This window comes from Pelodictyon phaeoclathratiforme BU-1 (genome assembly GCF_000020645.1).
Taxonomy (GTDB): Bacteria; Bacteroidota; Chlorobiia; order Chlorobiales; family Chlorobiaceae; genus Chlorobium; species Chlorobium phaeoclathratiforme.
The window spans coordinates 2,044,335-2,061,760 of the sequence record NC_011060.1; the positions used below are offsets into that span (position 1 = coordinate 2,044,335).

General features: G+C 47.2%; 23 protein-coding genes. 13 read left to right on the forward strand and 10 right to left on the reverse strand.

What is annotated here, in order from left to right; all coding sequences use genetic code 11:
• The first annotated feature begins 5 nt into the window (after positions 1–5).
• Both nifB and PPHA_RS09695 read left to right on the forward strand, forming a co-directional pair.
• Positions 6–1,277 carry a nitrogenase cofactor biosynthesis protein NifB gene (gene nifB / locus PPHA_RS09690; protein WP_012508653.1) on the forward strand — a complete coding sequence of 424 codons (1,272 nt, stop codon included), beginning with the start codon at positions 6–8 and terminating at the stop codon, positions 1,275–1,277.
• 89 nt (positions 1,278–1,366) lie between these two features.
• A complete protein-coding gene (locus PPHA_RS09695; protein ID WP_012508654.1) occupies positions 1,367–1,675 on the forward strand; it encodes a (2Fe-2S) ferredoxin domain-containing protein in 309 nt (102 codons plus the stop codon).
• A 57-nt stretch (positions 1,676–1,732) separates the two neighbouring features.
• On the opposite strand, the gene PPHA_RS16315 is transcribed toward PPHA_RS09695, so the two are convergent.
• Positions 1,733–1,993, reverse strand: coding sequence for a hypothetical protein (locus PPHA_RS16315; protein ID WP_041526517.1), 261 nt, complete (start codon positions 1,991–1,993; stop codon positions 1,733–1,735).
• 10 nt (positions 1,994–2,003) lie between these two features.
• Here PPHA_RS16315 and PPHA_RS09705 point away from each other — a divergent pair, with 10 nt between their 5' ends.
• The 3 genes from PPHA_RS09705 to PPHA_RS09715 all read left to right on the forward strand — a co-directional run bounded on the left by PPHA_RS09705 (position 2,004) and on the right by PPHA_RS09715 (position 4,294).
• Entirely contained in the window at positions 2,004–3,170 is a 1,167-nt protein-coding gene (locus PPHA_RS09705; RefSeq protein WP_012508656.1) for an ATP-binding protein, read from the forward strand.
• A 244-nt stretch (positions 3,171–3,414) separates the two neighbouring features.
• Positions 3,415–3,888, forward strand: a complete 474-nt coding sequence (locus PPHA_RS09710; RefSeq protein ID WP_041526824.1) for a hypothetical protein — start codon at positions 3,415–3,417, stop codon at positions 3,886–3,888.
• Entirely contained in the window at positions 3,878–4,294 is a 417-nt protein-coding gene (locus tag PPHA_RS09715; protein WP_012508658.1) for a hypothetical protein, read from the forward strand. The genes PPHA_RS09710 and PPHA_RS09715 overlap by 11 nt, the downstream gene beginning before the upstream one ends.
• Before the next feature lie 127 nt (positions 4,295–4,421).
• On the opposite strand, the gene htpX is transcribed toward PPHA_RS09715, so the two are convergent.
• Positions 4,422–5,297 carry a protease HtpX gene (htpX, locus tag PPHA_RS09720; protein WP_012508659.1) on the reverse strand — a complete coding sequence of 292 codons (876 nt, stop codon included), beginning with the start codon at positions 5,295–5,297 and terminating at the stop codon, positions 4,422–4,424.
• Positions 5,298–5,643: 346 nt separating this feature from the next.
• Between htpX and PPHA_RS09725 the strand changes: the two genes are divergently transcribed.
• Genes PPHA_RS09725 through PPHA_RS09740 form a run of 4 tightly spaced genes read left to right on the forward strand, consistent with a single transcriptional unit; the run spans position 5,644 to position 8,406 of the window.
• Positions 5,644–5,826 carry a hypothetical protein gene (locus PPHA_RS09725; protein WP_041526518.1) on the forward strand — a complete coding sequence of 61 codons (183 nt, stop codon included), beginning with the start codon at positions 5,644–5,646 and terminating at the stop codon, positions 5,824–5,826.
• A 59-nt stretch (positions 5,827–5,885) separates the two neighbouring features.
• Entirely contained in the window at positions 5,886–7,493 is a 1,608-nt protein-coding gene (locus tag PPHA_RS09730; RefSeq protein ID WP_012508660.1) for a tetrathionate reductase family octaheme c-type cytochrome, read from the forward strand.
• Positions 7,490–8,095 (forward strand): cytochrome b/b6 domain-containing protein, encoded by a 606-nt coding sequence (locus tag PPHA_RS09735; protein WP_012508661.1) that lies wholly within the window; start codon positions 7,490–7,492, stop codon positions 8,093–8,095. Before PPHA_RS09730 ends, PPHA_RS09735 begins: the two co-directional genes overlap by 4 nt.
• Before the next feature lie 50 nt (positions 8,096–8,145).
• Positions 8,146–8,406 (forward strand): hypothetical protein, encoded by a 261-nt coding sequence (locus PPHA_RS09740; RefSeq protein WP_012508662.1) that lies wholly within the window; start codon positions 8,146–8,148, stop codon positions 8,404–8,406.
• Positions 8,407–8,769: 363 nt separating this feature from the next.
• On the opposite strand, the gene PPHA_RS15660 is transcribed toward PPHA_RS09740, so the two are convergent.
• Entirely contained in the window at positions 8,770–8,955 is a 186-nt protein-coding gene (locus tag PPHA_RS15660) for a hypothetical protein (RefSeq protein WP_150085659.1), read from the reverse strand.
• 44 nt (positions 8,956–8,999) lie between these two features.
• On the opposite strand from PPHA_RS15660, the gene PPHA_RS09750 reads away from it, so the two are divergent.
• Both PPHA_RS09750 and PPHA_RS09755 read left to right on the forward strand, forming a co-directional pair.
• Positions 9,000–9,416, forward strand: coding sequence for a DUF6088 family protein (locus tag PPHA_RS09750; RefSeq protein WP_012508663.1), 417 nt, complete (start codon positions 9,000–9,002; stop codon positions 9,414–9,416).
• A complete protein-coding gene (locus tag PPHA_RS09755) occupies positions 9,406–10,296 on the forward strand; it encodes a nucleotidyl transferase AbiEii/AbiGii toxin family protein (protein ID WP_012508664.1) in 891 nt (296 codons plus the stop codon). Before PPHA_RS09750 ends, PPHA_RS09755 begins: the two co-directional genes overlap by 11 nt.
• 480 nt (positions 10,297–10,776) lie before the next feature.
• Here PPHA_RS09755 and PPHA_RS14690 read toward each other — a convergent pair whose 3' ends face one another.
• From PPHA_RS14690 to PPHA_RS09775, 3 genes are all read right to left on the reverse strand, one after another.
• Positions 10,777–11,175: a tetratricopeptide repeat protein gene (locus PPHA_RS14690; RefSeq protein ID WP_012508665.1), complete on the reverse strand. Its 399-nt coding sequence runs from the start codon at positions 11,173–11,175 to the stop codon at positions 10,777–10,779.
• A gap of 124 nt (positions 11,176–11,299) precedes the next feature.
• Positions 11,300–11,650 (reverse strand): DUF4019 domain-containing protein, encoded by a 351-nt coding sequence (locus PPHA_RS09770; protein WP_012508666.1) that lies wholly within the window; start codon positions 11,648–11,650, stop codon positions 11,300–11,302.
• 121 nt (positions 11,651–11,771) lie between these two features.
• Positions 11,772–12,821 carry a Fic family protein gene (locus PPHA_RS09775; RefSeq protein WP_012508667.1) on the reverse strand — a complete coding sequence of 350 codons (1,050 nt, stop codon included), beginning with the start codon at positions 12,819–12,821 and terminating at the stop codon, positions 11,772–11,774.
• An 87-nt stretch (positions 12,822–12,908) separates the two neighbouring features.
• On the opposite strand from PPHA_RS09775, the gene PPHA_RS09780 reads away from it, so the two are divergent.
• Both PPHA_RS09780 and PPHA_RS09785 read left to right on the forward strand, forming a co-directional pair.
• Positions 12,909–13,103 (forward strand): hypothetical protein, encoded by a 195-nt coding sequence (locus tag PPHA_RS09780; RefSeq protein ID WP_041526521.1) that lies wholly within the window; start codon positions 12,909–12,911, stop codon positions 13,101–13,103.
• Positions 13,104–13,531: 428 nt separating this feature from the next.
• Positions 13,532–13,891: a tetratricopeptide repeat protein gene (locus PPHA_RS09785; protein WP_012508668.1), complete on the forward strand. Its 360-nt coding sequence runs from the start codon at positions 13,532–13,534 to the stop codon at positions 13,889–13,891.
• A 175-nt stretch (positions 13,892–14,066) separates the two neighbouring features.
• On the opposite strand, the gene PPHA_RS09790 is transcribed toward PPHA_RS09785, so the two are convergent.
• The 4 genes from PPHA_RS09790 to PPHA_RS09805 are packed head-to-tail and all read right to left on the reverse strand — an operon-like array spanning position 14,067 to position 17,395.
• The gene (locus PPHA_RS09790) at positions 14,067–15,026 is read right to left on the reverse strand and encodes a formylglycine-generating enzyme family protein (protein WP_012508669.1); all 960 of its coding nucleotides are present in this window, start codon (positions 15,024–15,026) and stop codon (positions 14,067–14,069) included.
• A gap of 25 nt (positions 15,027–15,051) precedes the next feature.
• Positions 15,052–15,567: an IS630 family transposase gene (locus PPHA_RS16320; RefSeq protein ID WP_049759884.1), complete on the reverse strand. Its 516-nt coding sequence runs from the start codon at positions 15,565–15,567 to the stop codon at positions 15,052–15,054.
• An 11-nt stretch (positions 15,568–15,578) separates the two neighbouring features.
• The gene (locus tag PPHA_RS16325) at positions 15,579–16,046 is read right to left on the reverse strand and encodes a helix-turn-helix domain-containing protein (protein WP_041526412.1); all 468 of its coding nucleotides are present in this window, start codon (positions 16,044–16,046) and stop codon (positions 15,579–15,581) included.
• Positions 16,047–16,102: 56 nt separating this feature from the next.
• Positions 16,103–17,395: an NACHT domain-containing protein gene (locus PPHA_RS09805; RefSeq protein WP_012508670.1), complete on the reverse strand. Its 1,293-nt coding sequence runs from the start codon at positions 17,393–17,395 to the stop codon at positions 16,103–16,105.
• Positions 17,396–17,426: the final 31 nt, after the last annotated feature.

Sequence of the window (17,426 nt, forward strand, 5' to 3'; positions counted from 1 at the left end):
AAACCATGACACTGAAATTAGCAAACCACCCCTGTTTCAACGATGCGTCGCGCCACAAATTCGGGCGTATCCACCTCCCCGTTGCACCGAAATGCAATATCCAGTGCAACTACTGCAACAGGAAATTCGACTGTATGAACGAAAACCGTCCCGGCGTGACGAGCAAGATCCTCTCGTCAGGTCAGGCCATGCACTATCTTGATCAGGCAATGATCCTCTCACCGAACATTGCCGTTGTGGGCATTGCCGGTCCGGGAGATCCCTTCGCCAATCCGGATGAGACAATGGAAACCCTTCGGCTGGTTCGGGCAAAATATCCCGAAATGCTGCTCTGCATGGCAACCAACGGACTCGATCTGGCGCCATATATCGATGAGCTTGCTGAACTGCAGGTAAGCCATGTCACCATTACCATCAATGCCATTGACCCGGTTATCGGATCGGAAATCTACGCATGGGTACGGCACAACAAAAAAATGTACCGCGACCTTGATGCGGCAAAACTGCTGATCGACAAACAGCTTGAAGCCCTGAAAAAGCTCAAGGCGGCAGGAATCACCGCCAAAGTGAACTCCATTATTATTCCGGGTATTAACGATAACCATGTCATTGAGGTCGCACGGAAAGTGGCTGAACTGGGCGCCGATATCCTGAACTGTATGCCCTATTACAGCACGACTGAAACCGTATTTGAAAATATTGCCGAACCATCTCTGGATATGGTCAGCGAAATTCAGAGTGCGACAAGCGAATATCTGCCACAGATGAAACACTGCGCCCGCTGCCGCGCCGATGCAGTCGGCATTATCGGCGAAATCAACAGTGAAGAAATTATGCAGAAACTTGCAGAAGCTGCTGCACTGCCTAAAAATCCCGATGAGATACGCCCCTATATCGCCGTCAGCAGTATAGAGGGGGTACTGATCAACCAGCACCTTGGCGAAGCGGATCGCTTTCTCATCTATGGCATGGACGATACCGGAACATGCGTACTTGTCGATTCAAGAACCGCTCCTCCTCCCGGCGGCGGGCAGGAGCGGTGGGCAGCACTGGCCGATACCCTGAAAGACTGCCGGGCGCTGCTTGTCAACGGAGCAGGCGACTCGCCCACAAAAGTGATGAAGGCCAACGGGATTGAGGTCATGGTTCTTGAGGGGGTCATTGAGGAGGCAATCTACGGCCTCTTTAACGGTCAGGATCTGAAACACCTGATGAAAAGCAGCCAGATCCATGCCTGCGGATCAAGTTGCAGCGGCACCGGCGGAGGATGCGGATAAACTACTGACCACTGACTACTGACTACTGACTACTGACTACTGACTACTGACTACTGACATAAAATTTTTAACATTCAAGAAAAACGATCATGGACAAACCAAAACATCACATTCTTGTCTGCGCAAGCTTCCGGGCACAGGGAACACCTCAGGGAATCTGTCACAAAAAAGAGTCGCTCAGCCTGATTCCCTATATCGAAAGCGAACTCTCCGACCGCGGCATGACCGACGTCACTGTCTCGGCAACAGGGTGCCTCAACCTTTGTGAAAAAGGGCCGGTTTTGGTGGTCTATCCTGAAAATTTCTGGTACGGCGAAGTGGACGGCGAGGAGAAAATCGACGAAATCCTCGACGCTCTTGAAGAGGGGGAAGCCTGCGAAGCACACCTGATAAGCTGATTCATTGTGGTTGTGCTATCTTTTAGCTTCAAAAGATAGCACGACACATTTTTTTGGTCAGTTTCCTGCGACTACAGCAGACTGGTTTGTCTCTGTAGAACTTGCAACACTGTTACCATTTTTTGAAGCATCCTGATTACCGGCGGCGCCGACGCTGCCTTTGAGTGAAGTTGAACACCCTGCCAGAGCTACCAGCATTACCATCAATACGGTATAGATTTTCATAATTTCTGAAGCTCCCGTACCGTTCACCTTGGCATATTTTTGTGTTTTCGAGAAATAAGTATGTAAATTGAAATTGGCATATTCAATCTGCATACTTACGACAATGAAATATCTGAAGCGCTTGATAACAACCGAGGTCGAGAACGGGCTGAAGAATTCCCCGGTCACCGCAGTTATCGGGCCAAGACAATGTGGAAAATCAACCCTGACACGCCATCTTCTGACCTACAATCGTCCATTTCTCTACCTCGATCTTGAAAAGCCCTCCGACCTGCGAAAACTCGAAGAGCCGGAATGGTTTTTTATCTCGCAAAAGGAAAAGCTGATCTGCATTGATGAAGTACAACGAAAACCCGATCTCTTTCCCCTTATCCGCAGCATGGTGGATGATTGGGGTGAAAATGGCCACTTTCTTGTTCTCGGTTCAGCCTCCCGTGATCTTCTAAGGCAGAGTTCGGAATCACTTGCCGGACGCATTACCTACAAGCAGTTGACCCCTTTTTTGTGGGAGGAGGTTAACGATCATGTCTCATACGAGCACTATCTCACCGTTGGCGGCTTCCCGCGAAGTCTGCTGCAAAAGATACCGGAAGTTTCATATCAGTGGCGGGAAGATTTTATTGCAACCTTCCTTGAGCGCGATCTACTGCAATGGAGCGGTTTTTCACCACAGACCATGCGACGATTGTGGCTGATGCTGGCCCATAACAACGGACAGACCGTGAACCTCTCGACAATCGGTGGTTCTCTCGGAATCAGCCACACCACCGTGCGAAACTACCTTGATTTGCTGCAGGAGACCTTTATGGTGCACATCCTGCCGCCGTTCATCTCCAATACCGGCAAGCGCCTGATCAAAACACCCAAAGTCTATATTACTGACACCGGCATTATTTCTGCGCTGCTTGGATTGTACGATTTCAATCAACTTGCAGGCCATCCGGTTTTCGGTTCATTATGGGAGAGCACGGTGATTACCAATCTCAAAGGGATATTTCCGCGTGCAGAACTCTCATTTTACAGAACCTCCAACGGAACAGAAATCGACATCCTGTTCCAGCTTTCAGGAAGCCTGCTTGCCATTGAGTGCAAGGCATCCGCAGCGCCAACACTTTCAAGAGGGAATTATTCTGCAATAGAGGACATTGCACCCTTACATACATTCATTGTCGCCCCGATTTCACAGAGCTACCCGCTCAAACAGGGATTCTCCGTTGTGACGCTCACTGATCTTTTCAAGGAAATACGGGAGTACATCAAAAGCACCTGAATACGCAATGTTTGAGAATTCTTGACCATTCGGGTCACCAACGTCCTCAGGGTTTCCGTCAGCATATCGTCAACGAAGGGCGCCTTCCCGGTGGTTACAGAAAACGGAATGATAGGCAAGGCTTTTTAGCTCACTCCACAACGCACGACATGGATATTTGAAGATAGAGAGAGAGCCCCGTATCTTGACAATGGAGGAGGACGCAAACGTGCACTCCTATAACGTTAAACCGGGAGAACAAGCGATGCAAAACGCTCAATCAGAATTGCTGGAGGCTGCCAGAAAGAAGTTTTCGAGATTCAGGGGACTTCGCGCAGAGTATGGAGAGGAGCAGGCCTGGGAAACGATGCTCATAGGGTTTCCCGAGTTGCAGAAGCAGCGCATGGGGCCGCTGCTTGCACTGCCAACCCTCATCGAAGGGTTCCGCCAGTCCATCCCCATATTCAATACAATCGGCATGGAGATGGAGGCCGTAGACATCTCAAACAGAGGTATCGACGCCGCCCTCGAAATACAGAAGGTCTGCCCCTACCTTGAAGTATGCAAGGAATTCGGCTTCGATATACCCTGCCATGTCATCTGCGAACTCGATATGGATGCAACCCGCAGGGCTTTCCCGGAGATGAAAGGCGAAATTCTCTCTCGTCAGGCTCTCGGCAGCCCCGTCTGCATCTTCAAATATGAACGCCCGGCAAAACAGAAAGCAGATGCAGAATAATCAAGAAAAAAAGATCGAAGCGGTAACAAAAATGGCGCTGCAGTTCCTTGCTGAAGCGATCGGGCAATGCCCTGTCGGATTGGAACGCAGCACGAACCCGGATATCGTCTTTGCGGTAGTTGGCTTCCAGTACGGCGCAATACAGAGCGCCGCCTACGTTGCCGGTCTCGGCGAGGATGCCTCTGCCGGTATCACAGCAGATGTCCTCGGCAGAATCAACGGCATGGACAAAGAGAGGATATCGAAATTCCTTGCCCTGATGCCGACACTTGCCGAAAAAGAGTATCCCCCGATCGGTATCGGCGGCAACTCCATTATCGGTTTTTTCAATTCCATCACTGACGAAGAAAAGTTGGCAAAGAGCGTTTCACTGCGGGAAATCCTCCATCAGATCGAAGAGATGTAAATCCTGAATCAAGAGATCCTCCGCTCCCCCCTCACTTCTGTGCAGGGATCTCTTCCGTGACCTCACAGCATAAGGGAGTGAGTAAATTCATGAAGGCTGATCATCCTCTTTGCTGATAGCATTACTCTCAACGTGCCGATTCCAGCGCTGCAATCCGGGATTCAAGGGGCGGGTGGCTGCTGAAAAGCGCCATCATGCCACCGCCGGCAATCCCACTGGCTGCCATCTCTTTCGGCAACTGACCGGCATCGAGGTTCCCCAGGGCACGCAGGGCGTCAATCATCGGACGCCGGTCACCCATCAGTGCAGCCGCTCCCGCATCGGCCCGGTATTCCCGCTTGCGTGAAAAGAACATGACAACAATGCTGGCCAGAATACCGAAGAGGATTTCACATGCAATACTGCTGATCCAATAGCCAATGCCCGGACTGCCCGACTCATCTTCGTCCCTGCGAAGAAAGCTGTCCACCGCATAGGCAATGATACGCGACAGAAAGATCACGAAAGTATTGAGCACTCCCTGTATCAGCGTCAGGGTCACCATGTCGCCGTTGTTGATATGGGAAACCTCGTGAGCCAATACGGCTTCCACCTGTTTGCGATCCATGCTGTGCAACAGTCCGGTCGAGACCGCCACCAGCGATCTGGACTTGCTTGGGCCTGTGGCAAAGGCATTGGGAGCGCCATCATAAATGGCCACCTCGGGCATTGCGAAACCGGCTTTAGTGGAAAGTCTTCTCACAGTCTCCACAAGCCATACCTCCTCCTGGCTGGAAGGCTGTTTGATAACCTGTGCGCCAGTGCTCCATTTCGCCATGGTTTTGGACATCAGGAGCGAAATAAAGGAGCCACCAAAGCCAATCAGGGCAGCAAATACCAGCAGCATACCCATATTCAATCCATTGCTGGTCAAAAAGCGGTCAACACCCAGAATACGGGCAGTGACCGACAGCACCAGCATCACGGCAAAGTTTGTCAACAAAAAAAGAATCACCCGTTTCATACAAATCCTCCTGCGTATATGTTATAATTTTCGATTAATGCATGCATCATTTACAAACCCAAACAGCTCTTCCCGCGTTATCGACCCAAACCCGGCTCCCCTGTTCTATATCCCGAATCATCACATGATAGCCAGGTTCACAATGCGTCCAGTCTCGCTCGTCATGGCATTGACCTCTCCTTTATCAGATTTTCATAGTGGAGATACCCTTGCCAATATACAAAACAGGGCAACTTTTTTTTATTTCCGGATCAGCATCTCCAGCTCATCCACTCCCTCACATCCATTGCTGCGTTTCCCGACAACCATCTCTCCTCAATCCGAAAGCTGATCAACACGATCCCGTATGGATATCATCCCATACCTGGCGGCAATACCGAACATCAACCCCCCAAAATCAAAAGCAATACCTGCAGAAAAAGAGCAGAACAGAGTGTCAAACCAGCTCAATAAAAACCATCAAAAAGCTGAAAAAGCCATGCCCAGAGAGAATAAACAATTGTTATATAGTTTAAATTCAATAAGATAGCTGTACATTACGGTCAGTGGTACGGTTTACTATAAATCACTAACCAAACACCGGATATCATGAAAAAACTGATCCTCCTCCGGCTGGTACCGGTTCTTGTTTCTCTTTTTCTTTTCTCTTTACTCTTTGCCAAACCTTTCCACCAGCCAGTTGATCCCCTGATCAGGTCAACTGCTGATCATTCAAAATTCCAGGAGCTGAAAAAGGAGTTCAAAAGCGGGCCCGAGGTAACGGAAGCCTGCCTGAAATGCTATACCGAAGCCGCCAAACAGATTCATCGAACCAAACACTGGACATGGGAAGTTCCCATGACAGATGGAAAAATGCTCGGAAAGCAGCACGTCGTCAACAATTTCTGTATTTCTGTTGGGGGTAACGAACCGAGATGTACATCATGCCACATCGGCTACAACTGGAAAGACAAGCAGTTCGATTTCACCAGCGAAAAAAACGTTGACTGTATTGTCTGCCACGACGGAACAGGCACCTACAAAAAGCTCCCTGCCGGAGCGGGACATCCGGCCTATACCAGCACCACTTTTGAAAACAAGCTCTATCCTAAAGTCGATCTCTCTCACATTGCCCAGCATGTGCAGAATCCCGACCGTCACAATTGCGGCGTCTGCCATTTCGAAGGCGGCGGAGCCGATGCGGTAAAGCATGGCGACCTCGATAACTCACTGATCAAACCCGACAAAAGCGTCGATGTGCATATGGCAACCGGAAAGGGTGAGCTCGACATGACCTGCATCGACTGCCACAAAACCAAAGGGCACCAGGTGCCGGGCAGCCGTTACGAACCTACGGCACGCGATATGCATGGTTTCGACTATCCCCTTCCCGATGACTACCCGACAACATGCATCTCCTGTCACGGTTTGAAACCGCATAAAAAGCTGAAAAAACTCAATGATCATATCGACAAGGTCGCCTGTCAAACCTGCCATATACCAACTATCGCAAAAAAAAGAGCGACAAAAATGTGGTGGGACTGGTCTCAAGCAGGCAAATTTGATAAAGAGGGAAAAGAGATTACCCGCGTGGACGCTTCCGGCATACCTCTCTATATCAGCAAAAAAGGGGAATTCAAGTGGTCGAAAAATATTGAACCCGAATACCGTTGGTTCAATGGCAAAATGAATTACGTAACATTCCTGACAAAAATCAACGATTCGACCGTTGTCGCCATCAATCATCCTGATGGCCATCCGGGCGACACCCTTTCGAGAATCTGGCCATTCAAGGTTCACCGGGGAAAACAGCCCTACGATCCAGTGCTGAAACAATTTGTAAAACCACTGCTTTACGGAGAGAAAGGGTCGGGAGCCTACTGGTCTGACTTCAACTGGGGTACGGCAATACAGAAAGGTATGGAGTATGCAAACCTCAAGTACAGCGGAACGTATGGCTTTGTTGAAACGGAGATGTCCTGGCCCATTTCGCACATGGTATCTCCCAAAGAGGATGCAATGAGTTGCGCTGAATGCCATTCCCGGAACGGAAGGCTTGAAAAACTGGGTGGCTTCTACCTGCCAGGAAGAGATGCCAGCCCGTTTGTTGAAATTGCAGGCTTTGTTACCATTGCTGGCTCCCTTATCGGAGTGTTGATTCACGCCTTCATGAGATATTTTTCCCATAAAAAAACCAAGTCGGAAGGTGCATCATGAAAAAAATCTACCTTTATGCAAGATTTCAACGTTTCTGGCACTGGATGCAGGCGTTCATCATCTTCTCGCTCCTGATTACCGGTCTCGAAGTGCATGGACTGTTTAACCTCATGGGATACGAAACCGCATTCCACGTACACAACCTCTTTGCCTGGGGCCTTGCAAGCTTTATCCTCCTGGCATTTTTCTGGTACATCACAACAGGTGATTTCCGCCAGTATCTGACCGAAGGAAACCTGCTTGAAAAAATAATGATGCAGGCTCGCTACTATCTGATCGGGATCTTCAAAAACGAACCGCATCCGTTCAAAAAAAATGAAATTTCACGGCTCAATCCGCTGCAGCGCATTACCTATCTGATGCTGACGCTCGTAGGATTACCGCTGCAGATCATTTTCGGGTTTGCCTACTACTACTTCAACGAACTTGTTGCAGCAGGCATGAACCCCGGCTGGATTGAGCCTATTGCCCTTATTCATACCTTTCTGGCATACATGCTTGTCGGGTTTGTCATCATGCATATCTATATGACCACAACCGGCCATACCCCGACATCCAACATCAAGGCAATGATCACGGGTTGGGAAGAAGTTGAAGAGTGAAACAGCAGCCACGATTAATCATGCAAAGAAACCTGTAATGGAGGAGTTCCATGAAAAAAGTTATTTCAATTCTGGCCACAGCAGGCATAATCATTGCCAGCGCCACTCTCCAACCGGTATATGCTGCCGGGTTTGATCTGAAACTCCCGAATTTGTCGGGGATTATCCTTAATGGCGGAAATGAGGAGGAGACAACTGCTGATTCCGCTCCAAAGGGCTCTGGCGGCGAATCAGAAGGCCCAGCACCTAATTCCGGTGACGGTATCGCCGACGGAAGCGGCATGAGCGCTCCCAATGGGCCAAAAAAGTAACGTAACGCTCTCTGCGATTGCGTCAACGTCTGCAGATCACCATGAGTGAAAATATTCCCCGTTCAGTTCAGTAACCATCACTGTCCTGAACGGGTAATAAATCCATGCACGTCGACATTGTCCCAAATAGAAACTCTCGTCACTCCATCTTGCTCAGTGAGTCCTGGCGTGAGAACGACAAAGTCAGAAACGCACCTTGGCGAATATTTCGAACTGGCCTCCGGAAACAGGTTACTGCGTTACGACGGGGTTTGAAGCATGAACCAATGCCCTTGTTGCCGAAGGATGGCCAGAAGAATCTTTGCCCGCGGTTCGTACACTTTCAAATATTTTGAATCGTCAAAACTACCGTCTACGTACCGTTCAGAAAACCAAAGTCGAAAAAAAACAGCAGAAACAGATGCCATCTTCGACAATGTCAGGCAAATGAATACGCAGGCAGATGCTGATCCTGAATTCGTCAAGCCGGATCGGATGGATAGTCGACAATCCTTTTTTCAGGCGGATGAGGGTCTGTATACTCTTGCTTACAATATCTCTAAGTGCCATATAAATGAGTTGATTTTCTCTGCTCTATGTCGTAAATTGACAACATGAAAAAGTTACAAGAGACACTGCTCTTCAAGATGAGCAGCCGCATCAGGCGCAAGCGCAATGACGTTCTTGTGCGACAAGATTTTCTTGATCTTGGAGGCTATGATCAGGTTGGCCGCTGCCTGCTTCGGTTGGTTAAAGAGGGAACACTTATCAAAATTGGCCAAGGCATTTATGTGCGTGCGACTCTCTCACCGATTGATGCCCGTCCCTCCTTGCCCAAAAGCCTTAACAGTCTGGTACTGGAGGCACTGAAGAAGCTGGATATTCCTACAGGCCCAACAGCAATGGAAATCAAGTACAATGCGGGCAACACGACTCAGGTTCCAACAGGTCGCGTGATCGGTGTGCGAAAACGTGTTCGTCGCCGTATTGGATTCAGCGGGTATAGCATGAGGTTTGAACATGCCGATTAATCAAGTTCTACCAACAAAAACGGCCATTGAACGTGCTGCTGGTATACTCGTTACAACTGACGAAGCCTTTATTGAGAAAGATTGGCATGTGGTTCGAGCGCTTACATTGCTTAACGGTCTTCACATCCAAGGGTTACAATTGGCTTTTGGCGGTGGAACATCGTTAGCAAAAGCAGGACTTATCAAGCGCTTTTCTGAAGATGTTGATTTTAAAGCCACCATAACCCCTGCCGGGCACAAGTATTATCGTGAAACTCGCAAGAAAATAATTGCTGCTCTTGAAGATGGAGGATTGGTTCTGGTCGCCAAACCGATGGTACGCGATGGAAGCAGATTCTTTTCACTTGAACTGGATTATGGTGCAACATTTATGCGGAACCAACGATTGAGAACACATATCCGTGTTGAGGTGCGTTTTGTAGCGCCACAAATGCCTGTTGTGTTCAAGCCAGTGCAGTCGCTGTTAAGATTTACGGAAGGGCAGCCCGCCGAAATTGGCTCTATGCCATATATCGATCCGGTCGAAATCGCAGCGGACAAGTTAAGTGCGCTTTCGTGGAGATTGTTGGACGAAGAGGAACGCCAAGATAAAACCCTGATACGGCACGTTCATGATCTGGCAGCACTTGAAACGTTGATTGCATCGAACGTCAAGTTTCCAGACCTTGTTCGCCAATCCATTGCTGGCGATTACAATCGCAGTGATATTCCTCAAGAACAGCGGCTTCGTGGCGTTATGACAAATTTGCAAAATGCCGTATGGAAAGAAGCCTATCAATCGTTCGTGCAGGATATGTCTTTTGCTCGGGATGATGAAATCATTCCATATGAATCAGCGCTTGATGCGTGTGAGCGTTTGGTTTATCTGGTTGATCGCTAACGGAATTTTATTTCGCCATAGCTTCTCAAACCTTGCCGAATTTGCTCCCGTGTACATCGCGGTTTGATGCGTGTTCCGGTTTCAGAATTGGATCCTGCCGTCGGATCAGTGATGAAATCCTCAAAGAGTCTCTTGATGATTTTGAGTTGCGGGAGGGATGCTGCAAAGGAGTGATTGCCTGGTGTAGCCGGTATGGATGCTCGCTTTTGGGGCGGCATCCATTTTCCGCTTTTCCGTCGTTGTCTCCCCGGTTTACTGTTACAGGAGAACAGGCAAAACCGAGGGAGGCCCAGCATAGACGAAGCGTTTTTCATCGTCCTTTCGATTGAACATCGGGATGCCATTCCCGAACGGGTTATGCTCATTCCCTGTTTCGTACCTGAGTCTGCATCTGCAAAAAAGCTCAGCGTTGTAACCTATTCAGCTCCGACCTCCGGGGGGGGGAGTGCCCCCCCCGTTTGGCATGTTTTCCCCTATTTCTTATTGTTTCTCCTTCAATTTATTCAACAACTTTTGTGCTGGTGCATACCCCTGCTTTGCGGATAACTGCAACCAGTTATCCGACTCGGAATCGTCCTGTTTCACACCATTGCCGGTGCCATACATTACTCCCAGACTGTATTGGGCTTCTGCATTACCCTGATCTGCAGCAAGATGCCACCACTTTATCGCCTGGGAATAGTCCTGGGTAAGACCTTTTCCTGAAGCATACAGCACTCCGAGTTTGTATTGAGCCTCTGCGTCACCATGCCCGGACTTATACCGTAATTCCGACAGCTTATCGGCATGTTCTGTCCCCATACTATAAAGCAGATGAGTGTCTGCCAGAATGCTTCCCAAAGCCAGGCACACTGAAAAAAAGAGATATTTACTTTTCATGTTCTTTTCAAGTAATGTTTCCCCGATATTTACGGAATGGCTTGCTCTGCAGTTCTTTTGCGCATTATTGTATTCGTGTTGCGGTCTCAAGGAAAAGGATGATGCGAAGCGACGTTACGGGCTATCAATTGATCCAGTACCCTACAGATCTCCATGCGCTATCGTTTTCGAACATTAATGTCACTGTTTCAACGGTAGATTTATTATGCTCAAATTCTGTTTGAAACGTGATGACGGCATACTTTCCATCTGGAACGCCCGGAAGAGTGTTTGACTCCTTGACGTTCTTTACTTTGCGATTGAGGAGCTTGCCGAGCGGCGTGCGAATCCCTACCGATAGTTGTACCCATCGTTCTTCAGTTTCAACCTTTTTGAAATAGGTAGAAGCTTCATTCCAACTTCCAGAGTAGTTCCCGCCGTCTAATAAAGAGAGACAAGGTTCAGACCGTCCCGCGTGAATAAATTGTACCGACATTTGGAAAACTTGATGATGCCTCAATGCTTGCCGTTAACCGGGTGCTCGCGGTGTGGCTTGGATTCGCATAGGCCGTTCTCATCTTAGTCCATACATACCCCCGTGTTGCATGCTCTCCAAGCTACCTCAGTTCGTACCAGACACCACGCCCACTGCCGTGCCGAATAAGATGACCGCGTTCGACCAGGTTTCGGAAATGTCCCTTCAAGGTGTTGCGGTTGCCGCCAGTCAATTTGATCGCATCTCCTATTGTTATGCGCCCATGTTCACGGGTAAACTCGACGATTTGGAGTGAGAGTTCCGGCAAGGAGGCTAAAACGATCTTCTCTCGCGCAACCTTTTTCTCAAGACGGTTTACCTGATCGGAGAGCGAACGCAGGAAAAACACCAGCCATGGCTGCCAGTTTGGCGCATCGGTACGGATCGTCCCCTGGGTAGAGCGCAGTGCCAGATAGTAGGCTTCCTTGTTGAGTTCGATAACACTTTCCAATGAACTGTACGGGACGTAGGCATACCCCGCCTGAAGTAACAGCAAGGTGGTCAGCACACGACTGAGCCGACCGTTACCATCCTGGAAGGGATGGATTCCGAGAAAGAGCACCACGAAGATAGCAATGATCAGCAGCGGGTGCAGTTGCGCAGACTCACGTTCATCCTTCACCCAAGTCACCAGTTCGGCCATGAGACGAGCGGTGTCGAAGGGGGTCGCTGTCTCGAACACGATACCGAGCTGCTTGCCATGTACATCAAAGGCAGCGACGCTGTTGGAGTTGGTTTTGTACTGCCCCCTGTGCCGGGCATCTTTCTCACTGTGGTGCAGCAAGATTTGATGTAACTGTTTGATGTGGTTCTCGTTGAACGGGATGCTCGGCCACGATTCGAACACCAGGTCCATCAGCCCGGCATAACCGGCAACTTCTTGCTCATCACGCGTATCGAAAGAGTTGATTTTTAGGTTAGAAAGCAGACGTTCTACCTCTCGATCAGAGAGTTTGCTGCCCTCAATGCGAGTTGATGATCCAATACTCTCAATGGTCGCGACCCTGCGTAAAGCTGAGAGGCGATCTGGAGCGAGTGTGCTTAAAGCACGCCAAGCGCCTTTGAACTCGTCGATCTGAGCGATCAGGTTCAGGATCTCCGGGGTAATTTGAAGAGTGTCGGTTCGAAGCATAAACCAATAATACACCCATTAACACCCATTTCCAAGTCAAAGACCCAAAAAAACGGGGCAAAATGTACCCTTGACGAGATCCGACACTTGCCAAAAGAGTTCACATGGAGGGTTGAAAAGAAAAGGGAGGGGTGGAGATGTGATCGGAAAACAAGAATAGGCCAAAAACGGAAAATCAGACTTGATATTGACGGTTGGTACCCTCATCTTTATCAGGGAAGGGGGAAAAAGCTAAAAAAACTTGCAAAGAAGTATCTGTATGGATACGGTAGTGGCGCATGAATACTTTTATTCGATCATCCTTTTTTGATGCGTGATTGTCGGCTCTTTCAGACCTGAAGGCGAAAGCCAGAATCCTGACCCACCTTCAGAGTGCAATCCAAGGGAACTTTGGCGACTCTGAGCCTGAGGGGTAAGGCATTACAGAAATGCGGATCTGTAAAGAGCAATTCAATTCGACGACTTCACGTCGCACCGGATTTTAAAACTCGTTAAGGATTATTAGATGCAGGAATCCATCGGTAAGGCGTCGAAACAGATACCCCGAGATCTTTTGCGACATCCCAAGGGGTAGGCCATTATTAAAAAAGTTTATCCAGTTATCTGAAAATGGCTCCAAAACAAAGTAATATCGCTATGAATAACAAGTATTACATGTTATCTCTTCCAAAAAAGTTTACTTCTTTTTTTGCTTCTATCCTTCTTTTGGCATGAAAAAATCTTTTCATAACGTCGCTCCAGTTGCACTTACCGGTGTTCGAGTATTGATCATTATGGTAATAGCTCTTATCGGTATTGGCTTTGACTGCTTTGGTGAAATCACCAGAATTGATAACCGTGCCAGGGAATTATATCTGCAAGGTCAGAACTATGAACGCCAGATTAACTACCCCGAAGCCGAGCGGTGCTATAAGCAAGCGGCCACGACTGATGATCAGGATCCTGTGTATCTCAATGCTTACGCACTAATCCTTCAAACGGTAGGCAGGTACACTGAAGCAGAGCCGCTTTTCAGGCGTGCGCTTGTGATCAGGGAAAAGCGGCAGGATAATAAGACATCGGAGCTATGATGGGCGGCTATTTCCTTTTTCAAAAAAATCGTCGGACCACCTTCGGTGGTCATTTCTGTAGTCGGTTGTTACCGGAACATTTTGGCGTGCAGCGGTTCGTCCCTCTCCGCTGCTCACCAAAATGTTGGTACTGCCCTCTCACTCAAAAACAAAGCCGGAATGAGCTGCCAACTGACTACGGGACGAAAACCGGGCGGAAGCCCACGAGGTCGTACCGGTAGCCGGGGGCGTTGTTGTCCCGATACGCCGACCGACAGTAAACGGCAACGTAGTTCCAGCCCCCGCCACGAATTACACGGTGCGAACCCGTTGTCGGACCTTCAGGGTTCTCAACAGTGCCTTTCGCCCTGCATTCGTCGTAATAATTCTTACCATACATGTCACTGCACCATTCCCATACATTGCCGTGCATATTATACAAACCCCAGACATTGGGTTCTAAACTGTCAACAGGCAGAGTGTTTTTTCTGAAAATCCCTTTTACACTATTGTTAAAGGGATAGTTTCCATTATAATTTGCCTGGCCAGTCGTAAGATTATCACCAGTATGAAACGGTTTTTCTGATCCTGCACGGCAAGCGAACTCCCACTCAGCTTCAGTCGGCAATCGGAAAGTATTACCCGTTTTTTTACTCAACCATGCGCAATATGCTTCCGCATCATTCCAGCTTACATGCAATACCGGATGATTATATGCTGATGGCTCACGCACATTACCCGACAAATCATGAGACCAATTGATACCATCTTTTCTCTTCCCTGATTTCCCATCATAAACAAAACTGAAGTTCTCTTTTTCAGCATCAGTCTTATAGCCCGAATCATCAATAAATCTTTTAAAATCCCCGACACAAACAGCAAATTTATACAAAGAATAATCAGCTATTTTTACAGAATGCTGTCTTTCATCTTCTCGATGACCCGCTTCATTTTCCGGACTTCCCATGACGAATACATCGCCTTTAACCTCGATATAATTTGAAAGCACAAAAGGATTTATGCCAAATTCAAAACAGAATGACCTTGCCATATCCATACCTGAAAAATCAAGGGTACAGGCAAAATCAAAACGTCCAACCGCTTCTTTTGCAACAAGAAACTCCAGAATTGATTTGTGTGAAAATTTCCAGTTCATTTTTGCGTCACAGGTTAAGCGCTCATCAAAAAGTCATTACGTAATCAGTACCAAAACCAGCTAAGATTTTTCGAACATCTTCTTCAAGGGTTTTTTCATTTCGCGTCTTGAATTCCATCAATTCATACTTCACCTTGTGCCAATACTTTTCAATTCGATTGAGTTCTGGACTGTAAGGTGGCAAGAAATAAAGAGTCAGCCCCTTTTGAGCCAGCACCTTTAACATCGGTTGAACCGCTTTCGCTTTATGGAATGACGCATTGTCCAGAATGACCGTTAAAGGTTTACCCACGTAGTTCATCAGCAGACCAAGAAAGCCGGTAAATATAAGTGAATCTGTTGTTTGCCACAGCGCAACTGAGAACAAATCACCCGTTGAGAGCATGGCTCCGATGACATTCAGGCGTTTTCCCCGGTTGGCGTCAATCTTGTGACATTTGCCTATCGGAGTCCAGGCGCTGCGGTTTGGCTGGGCCAGTGCGAAACCAGTCTCATCTACAAAGGCTAAGATCCTCTCATCGCGTTCGACTTCATCTTTCATCAATTCTATTTCTAACTGTGCTTGTCGAAACCGGACTTCATCTCGTTTTTTTTTAACCACAGGCGTGTACGTTTCCAGACAAAACCAAGTGCTTTCAACGCATTAGTTGCGGTACCAACGCTCACGTTTACATTGCACTCTTCCTTTAACCGAGCCACTATCGCTGGAGCTGTCAGTGCTTCCTTTTCCGCCCAAATCGTGATCTGTTCAAGGTGAATGGCGTTTAGTTTCGGAGGTGCGCCGCTTCGATGCCTGTCATATAAAGCAGCAAACCCCTTTGATAACCAGTTCTTACGTCGGTCATAAACCGTATCGATATTCAGGTCTTGCAATGCCACGATGGTCTTTGCACTCAACCCGTCGTTGAAATATAACAGTGTTTGAGCCCGATGACGTGCTTGCCAATCTCTTCCTTTTGCCACAATTTGTTGTAGCTTTGCACGATCGATGGCAGATAATTCAAAGTAACTTAACTTCATGATTTACAAGGGCAGGTGTTTGTGTTTACCTTCTTGCCCTTATATTACGGAATAATTTATTGTTGAGCGCTTAGCAATGATTTTCCTGTTGCTTCGTGACGATCTATTGGATATTCACACTTTCCGGCAATTTCTATTGCCTTGTCCTTTGTAATATAAAATGTCCGATTATTCAGCCAATTGTTATAGATTTCTATAGCAACCTGTAGTGAAAAATTTTTCAATGCGCGAACAAAAACTTCCCGTTCAGACACCCTTTTCCATTTCGCACCTTCCCTCATGAGCCATTTTTCAATAAGTGCCTCATAAATCTGTACACTACTGGTATAAACCCTGTCATCTTCAACCAAATAATCAATATAGCTCATCAACATGGGACGAACCATCAGATTATTGCTGTTTTTCACAACCTGCAAGGCTATTTCTTTTTTTCTTCCATGAAGGTATTGCAAAACACTAGAACCATACTTTTGATTAAGATATTTATGCACATCTGCATCAGAAAAAGGATAAATATAATATTTCTGAAATGTATGAAATCCGCCTCCACCTTTTCTTATACTCAGTTCATAGAGGTCATCCTCTTGTTGGGGGAAATACTGTGTACGGCAGGTAATAACGACCTCTTTATACCGGCAAGTAGCATCAACAATTTGATCGACCCGCAGCTTAAATGCCTCTTCATCTGATCGGGATTTATCTTTTGGAAAGATAAAGGGATCTTCATCAAGACCATCAAGCAAGAGAATCGTATTTGGAATATCATCACAATTCATATTTTTTATTCTTTCCAGAATATCATCCGGTTTATCGGCATTCCGGCTTTGAAAGCGAAGAAGCTTGATGGTATATGTTTTTCCGAAAAGAAAATCAAAGAAATTTACATACGAATAATTCTGCAAATACAGATTAAGCATAAATGCAGTCTTGCCCATCCCTGAATCAGCAAGGACAAGATAATATTTGTGACTTTCTACGTTTTCATTAAATGATTTTTTTAACATAAAATCAATAAGATCGTATGTTTTCCCTGTATACTTATAGGCTTCACCCGGATTATCATACCTGTTAGGCGACTTTTCCGCCGCAGTTGTCCTGATGAATATGTGACTTAATTCCTTTATATCATCCTTTTCAAACTCAGGCTTCAAATCACGTGCTTTTTTAATGATACTATGCCACTCATTAATTTTTATCCATATTTTTCTGACAAATGTAATGATCACAACACTTACAGCAACAACAATAATCAGCGATAATAATGAAACATATTTTTCATCAATTCCTGCCAACTCAAGCAGCCCTTTAATCCAGGGCAATTCCGCTATCTGCTCATATATTGGGTCCATTTAATGAACTTGATTGATTATGATTGAAGAA

What these genes read in the sequence shown, in the direction of transcription:
- nifB (WP_012508653.1), top strand. Translation starts at nt 6, where the DNA reads ATGACACTGAAATTAGCAAACCACCCCTGTTTCAACGATGCGTCGCGC.
- PPHA_RS09695 (WP_012508654.1), top strand. Translation starts at nt 1,367, where the DNA reads ATGGACAAACCAAAACATCACATTCTTGTCTGCGCAAGCTTCCGGGCA.
- PPHA_RS16315 (WP_041526517.1), bottom strand. Translation starts at nt 1,993, where the DNA reads ATGCAGATTGAATATGCCAATTTCAATTTACATACTTATTTCTCGAAA.
- PPHA_RS09705 (WP_012508656.1), top strand. Translation starts at nt 2,004, where the DNA reads ATGAAATATCTGAAGCGCTTGATAACAACCGAGGTCGAGAACGGGCTG.
- PPHA_RS09710 (WP_041526824.1), top strand. Translation starts at nt 3,415, where the DNA reads ATGCAAAACGCTCAATCAGAATTGCTGGAGGCTGCCAGAAAGAAGTTT.
- PPHA_RS09715 (WP_012508658.1), top strand. Translation starts at nt 3,878, where the DNA reads ATGCAGAATAATCAAGAAAAAAAGATCGAAGCGGTAACAAAAATGGCG.
- htpX (WP_012508659.1), bottom strand. Translation starts at nt 5,297, where the DNA reads ATGAAACGGGTGATTCTTTTTTTGTTGACAAACTTTGCCGTGATGCTG.
- PPHA_RS09725 (WP_041526518.1), top strand. Translation starts at nt 5,644, where the DNA reads ATGGATATCATCCCATACCTGGCGGCAATACCGAACATCAACCCCCCA.
- PPHA_RS09730 (WP_012508660.1), top strand. Translation starts at nt 5,886, where the DNA reads ATGAAAAAACTGATCCTCCTCCGGCTGGTACCGGTTCTTGTTTCTCTT.
- PPHA_RS09735 (WP_012508661.1), top strand. Translation starts at nt 7,490, where the DNA reads ATGAAAAAAATCTACCTTTATGCAAGATTTCAACGTTTCTGGCACTGG.
- PPHA_RS09740 (WP_012508662.1), top strand. Translation starts at nt 8,146, where the DNA reads ATGAAAAAAGTTATTTCAATTCTGGCCACAGCAGGCATAATCATTGCC.
- PPHA_RS15660 (WP_150085659.1), bottom strand. Translation starts at nt 8,955, where the DNA reads ATGGCACTTAGAGATATTGTAAGCAAGAGTATACAGACCCTCATCCGC.
- PPHA_RS09750 (WP_012508663.1), top strand. Translation starts at nt 9,000, where the DNA reads ATGAAAAAGTTACAAGAGACACTGCTCTTCAAGATGAGCAGCCGCATC.
- PPHA_RS09755 (WP_012508664.1), top strand. Translation starts at nt 9,406, where the DNA reads ATGCCGATTAATCAAGTTCTACCAACAAAAACGGCCATTGAACGTGCT.
- PPHA_RS14690 (WP_012508665.1), bottom strand. Translation starts at nt 11,175, where the DNA reads ATGAAAAGTAAATATCTCTTTTTTTCAGTGTGCCTGGCTTTGGGAAGC.
- PPHA_RS09770 (WP_012508666.1), bottom strand. Translation starts at nt 11,650, where the DNA reads ATGTCGGTACAATTTATTCACGCGGGACGGTCTGAACCTTGTCTCTCT.
- PPHA_RS09775 (WP_012508667.1), bottom strand. Translation starts at nt 12,821, where the DNA reads ATGCTTCGAACCGACACTCTTCAAATTACCCCGGAGATCCTGAACCTG.
- PPHA_RS09785 (WP_012508668.1), top strand. Translation starts at nt 13,532, where the DNA reads ATGAAAAAATCTTTTCATAACGTCGCTCCAGTTGCACTTACCGGTGTT.
- PPHA_RS09790 (WP_012508669.1), bottom strand. Translation starts at nt 15,026, where the DNA reads ATGAACTGGAAATTTTCACACAAATCAATTCTGGAGTTTCTTGTTGCA.
- PPHA_RS16320 (WP_049759884.1), bottom strand. Translation starts at nt 15,567, where the DNA reads ATGAAAGATGAAGTCGAACGCGATGAGAGGATCTTAGCCTTTGTAGAT.
- PPHA_RS16325 (WP_041526412.1), bottom strand. Translation starts at nt 16,046, where the DNA reads ATGAAGTTAAGTTACTTTGAATTATCTGCCATCGATCGTGCAAAGCTA.
- PPHA_RS09805 (WP_012508670.1), bottom strand. Translation starts at nt 17,395, where the DNA reads ATGGACCCAATATATGAGCAGATAGCGGAATTGCCCTGGATTAAAGGG.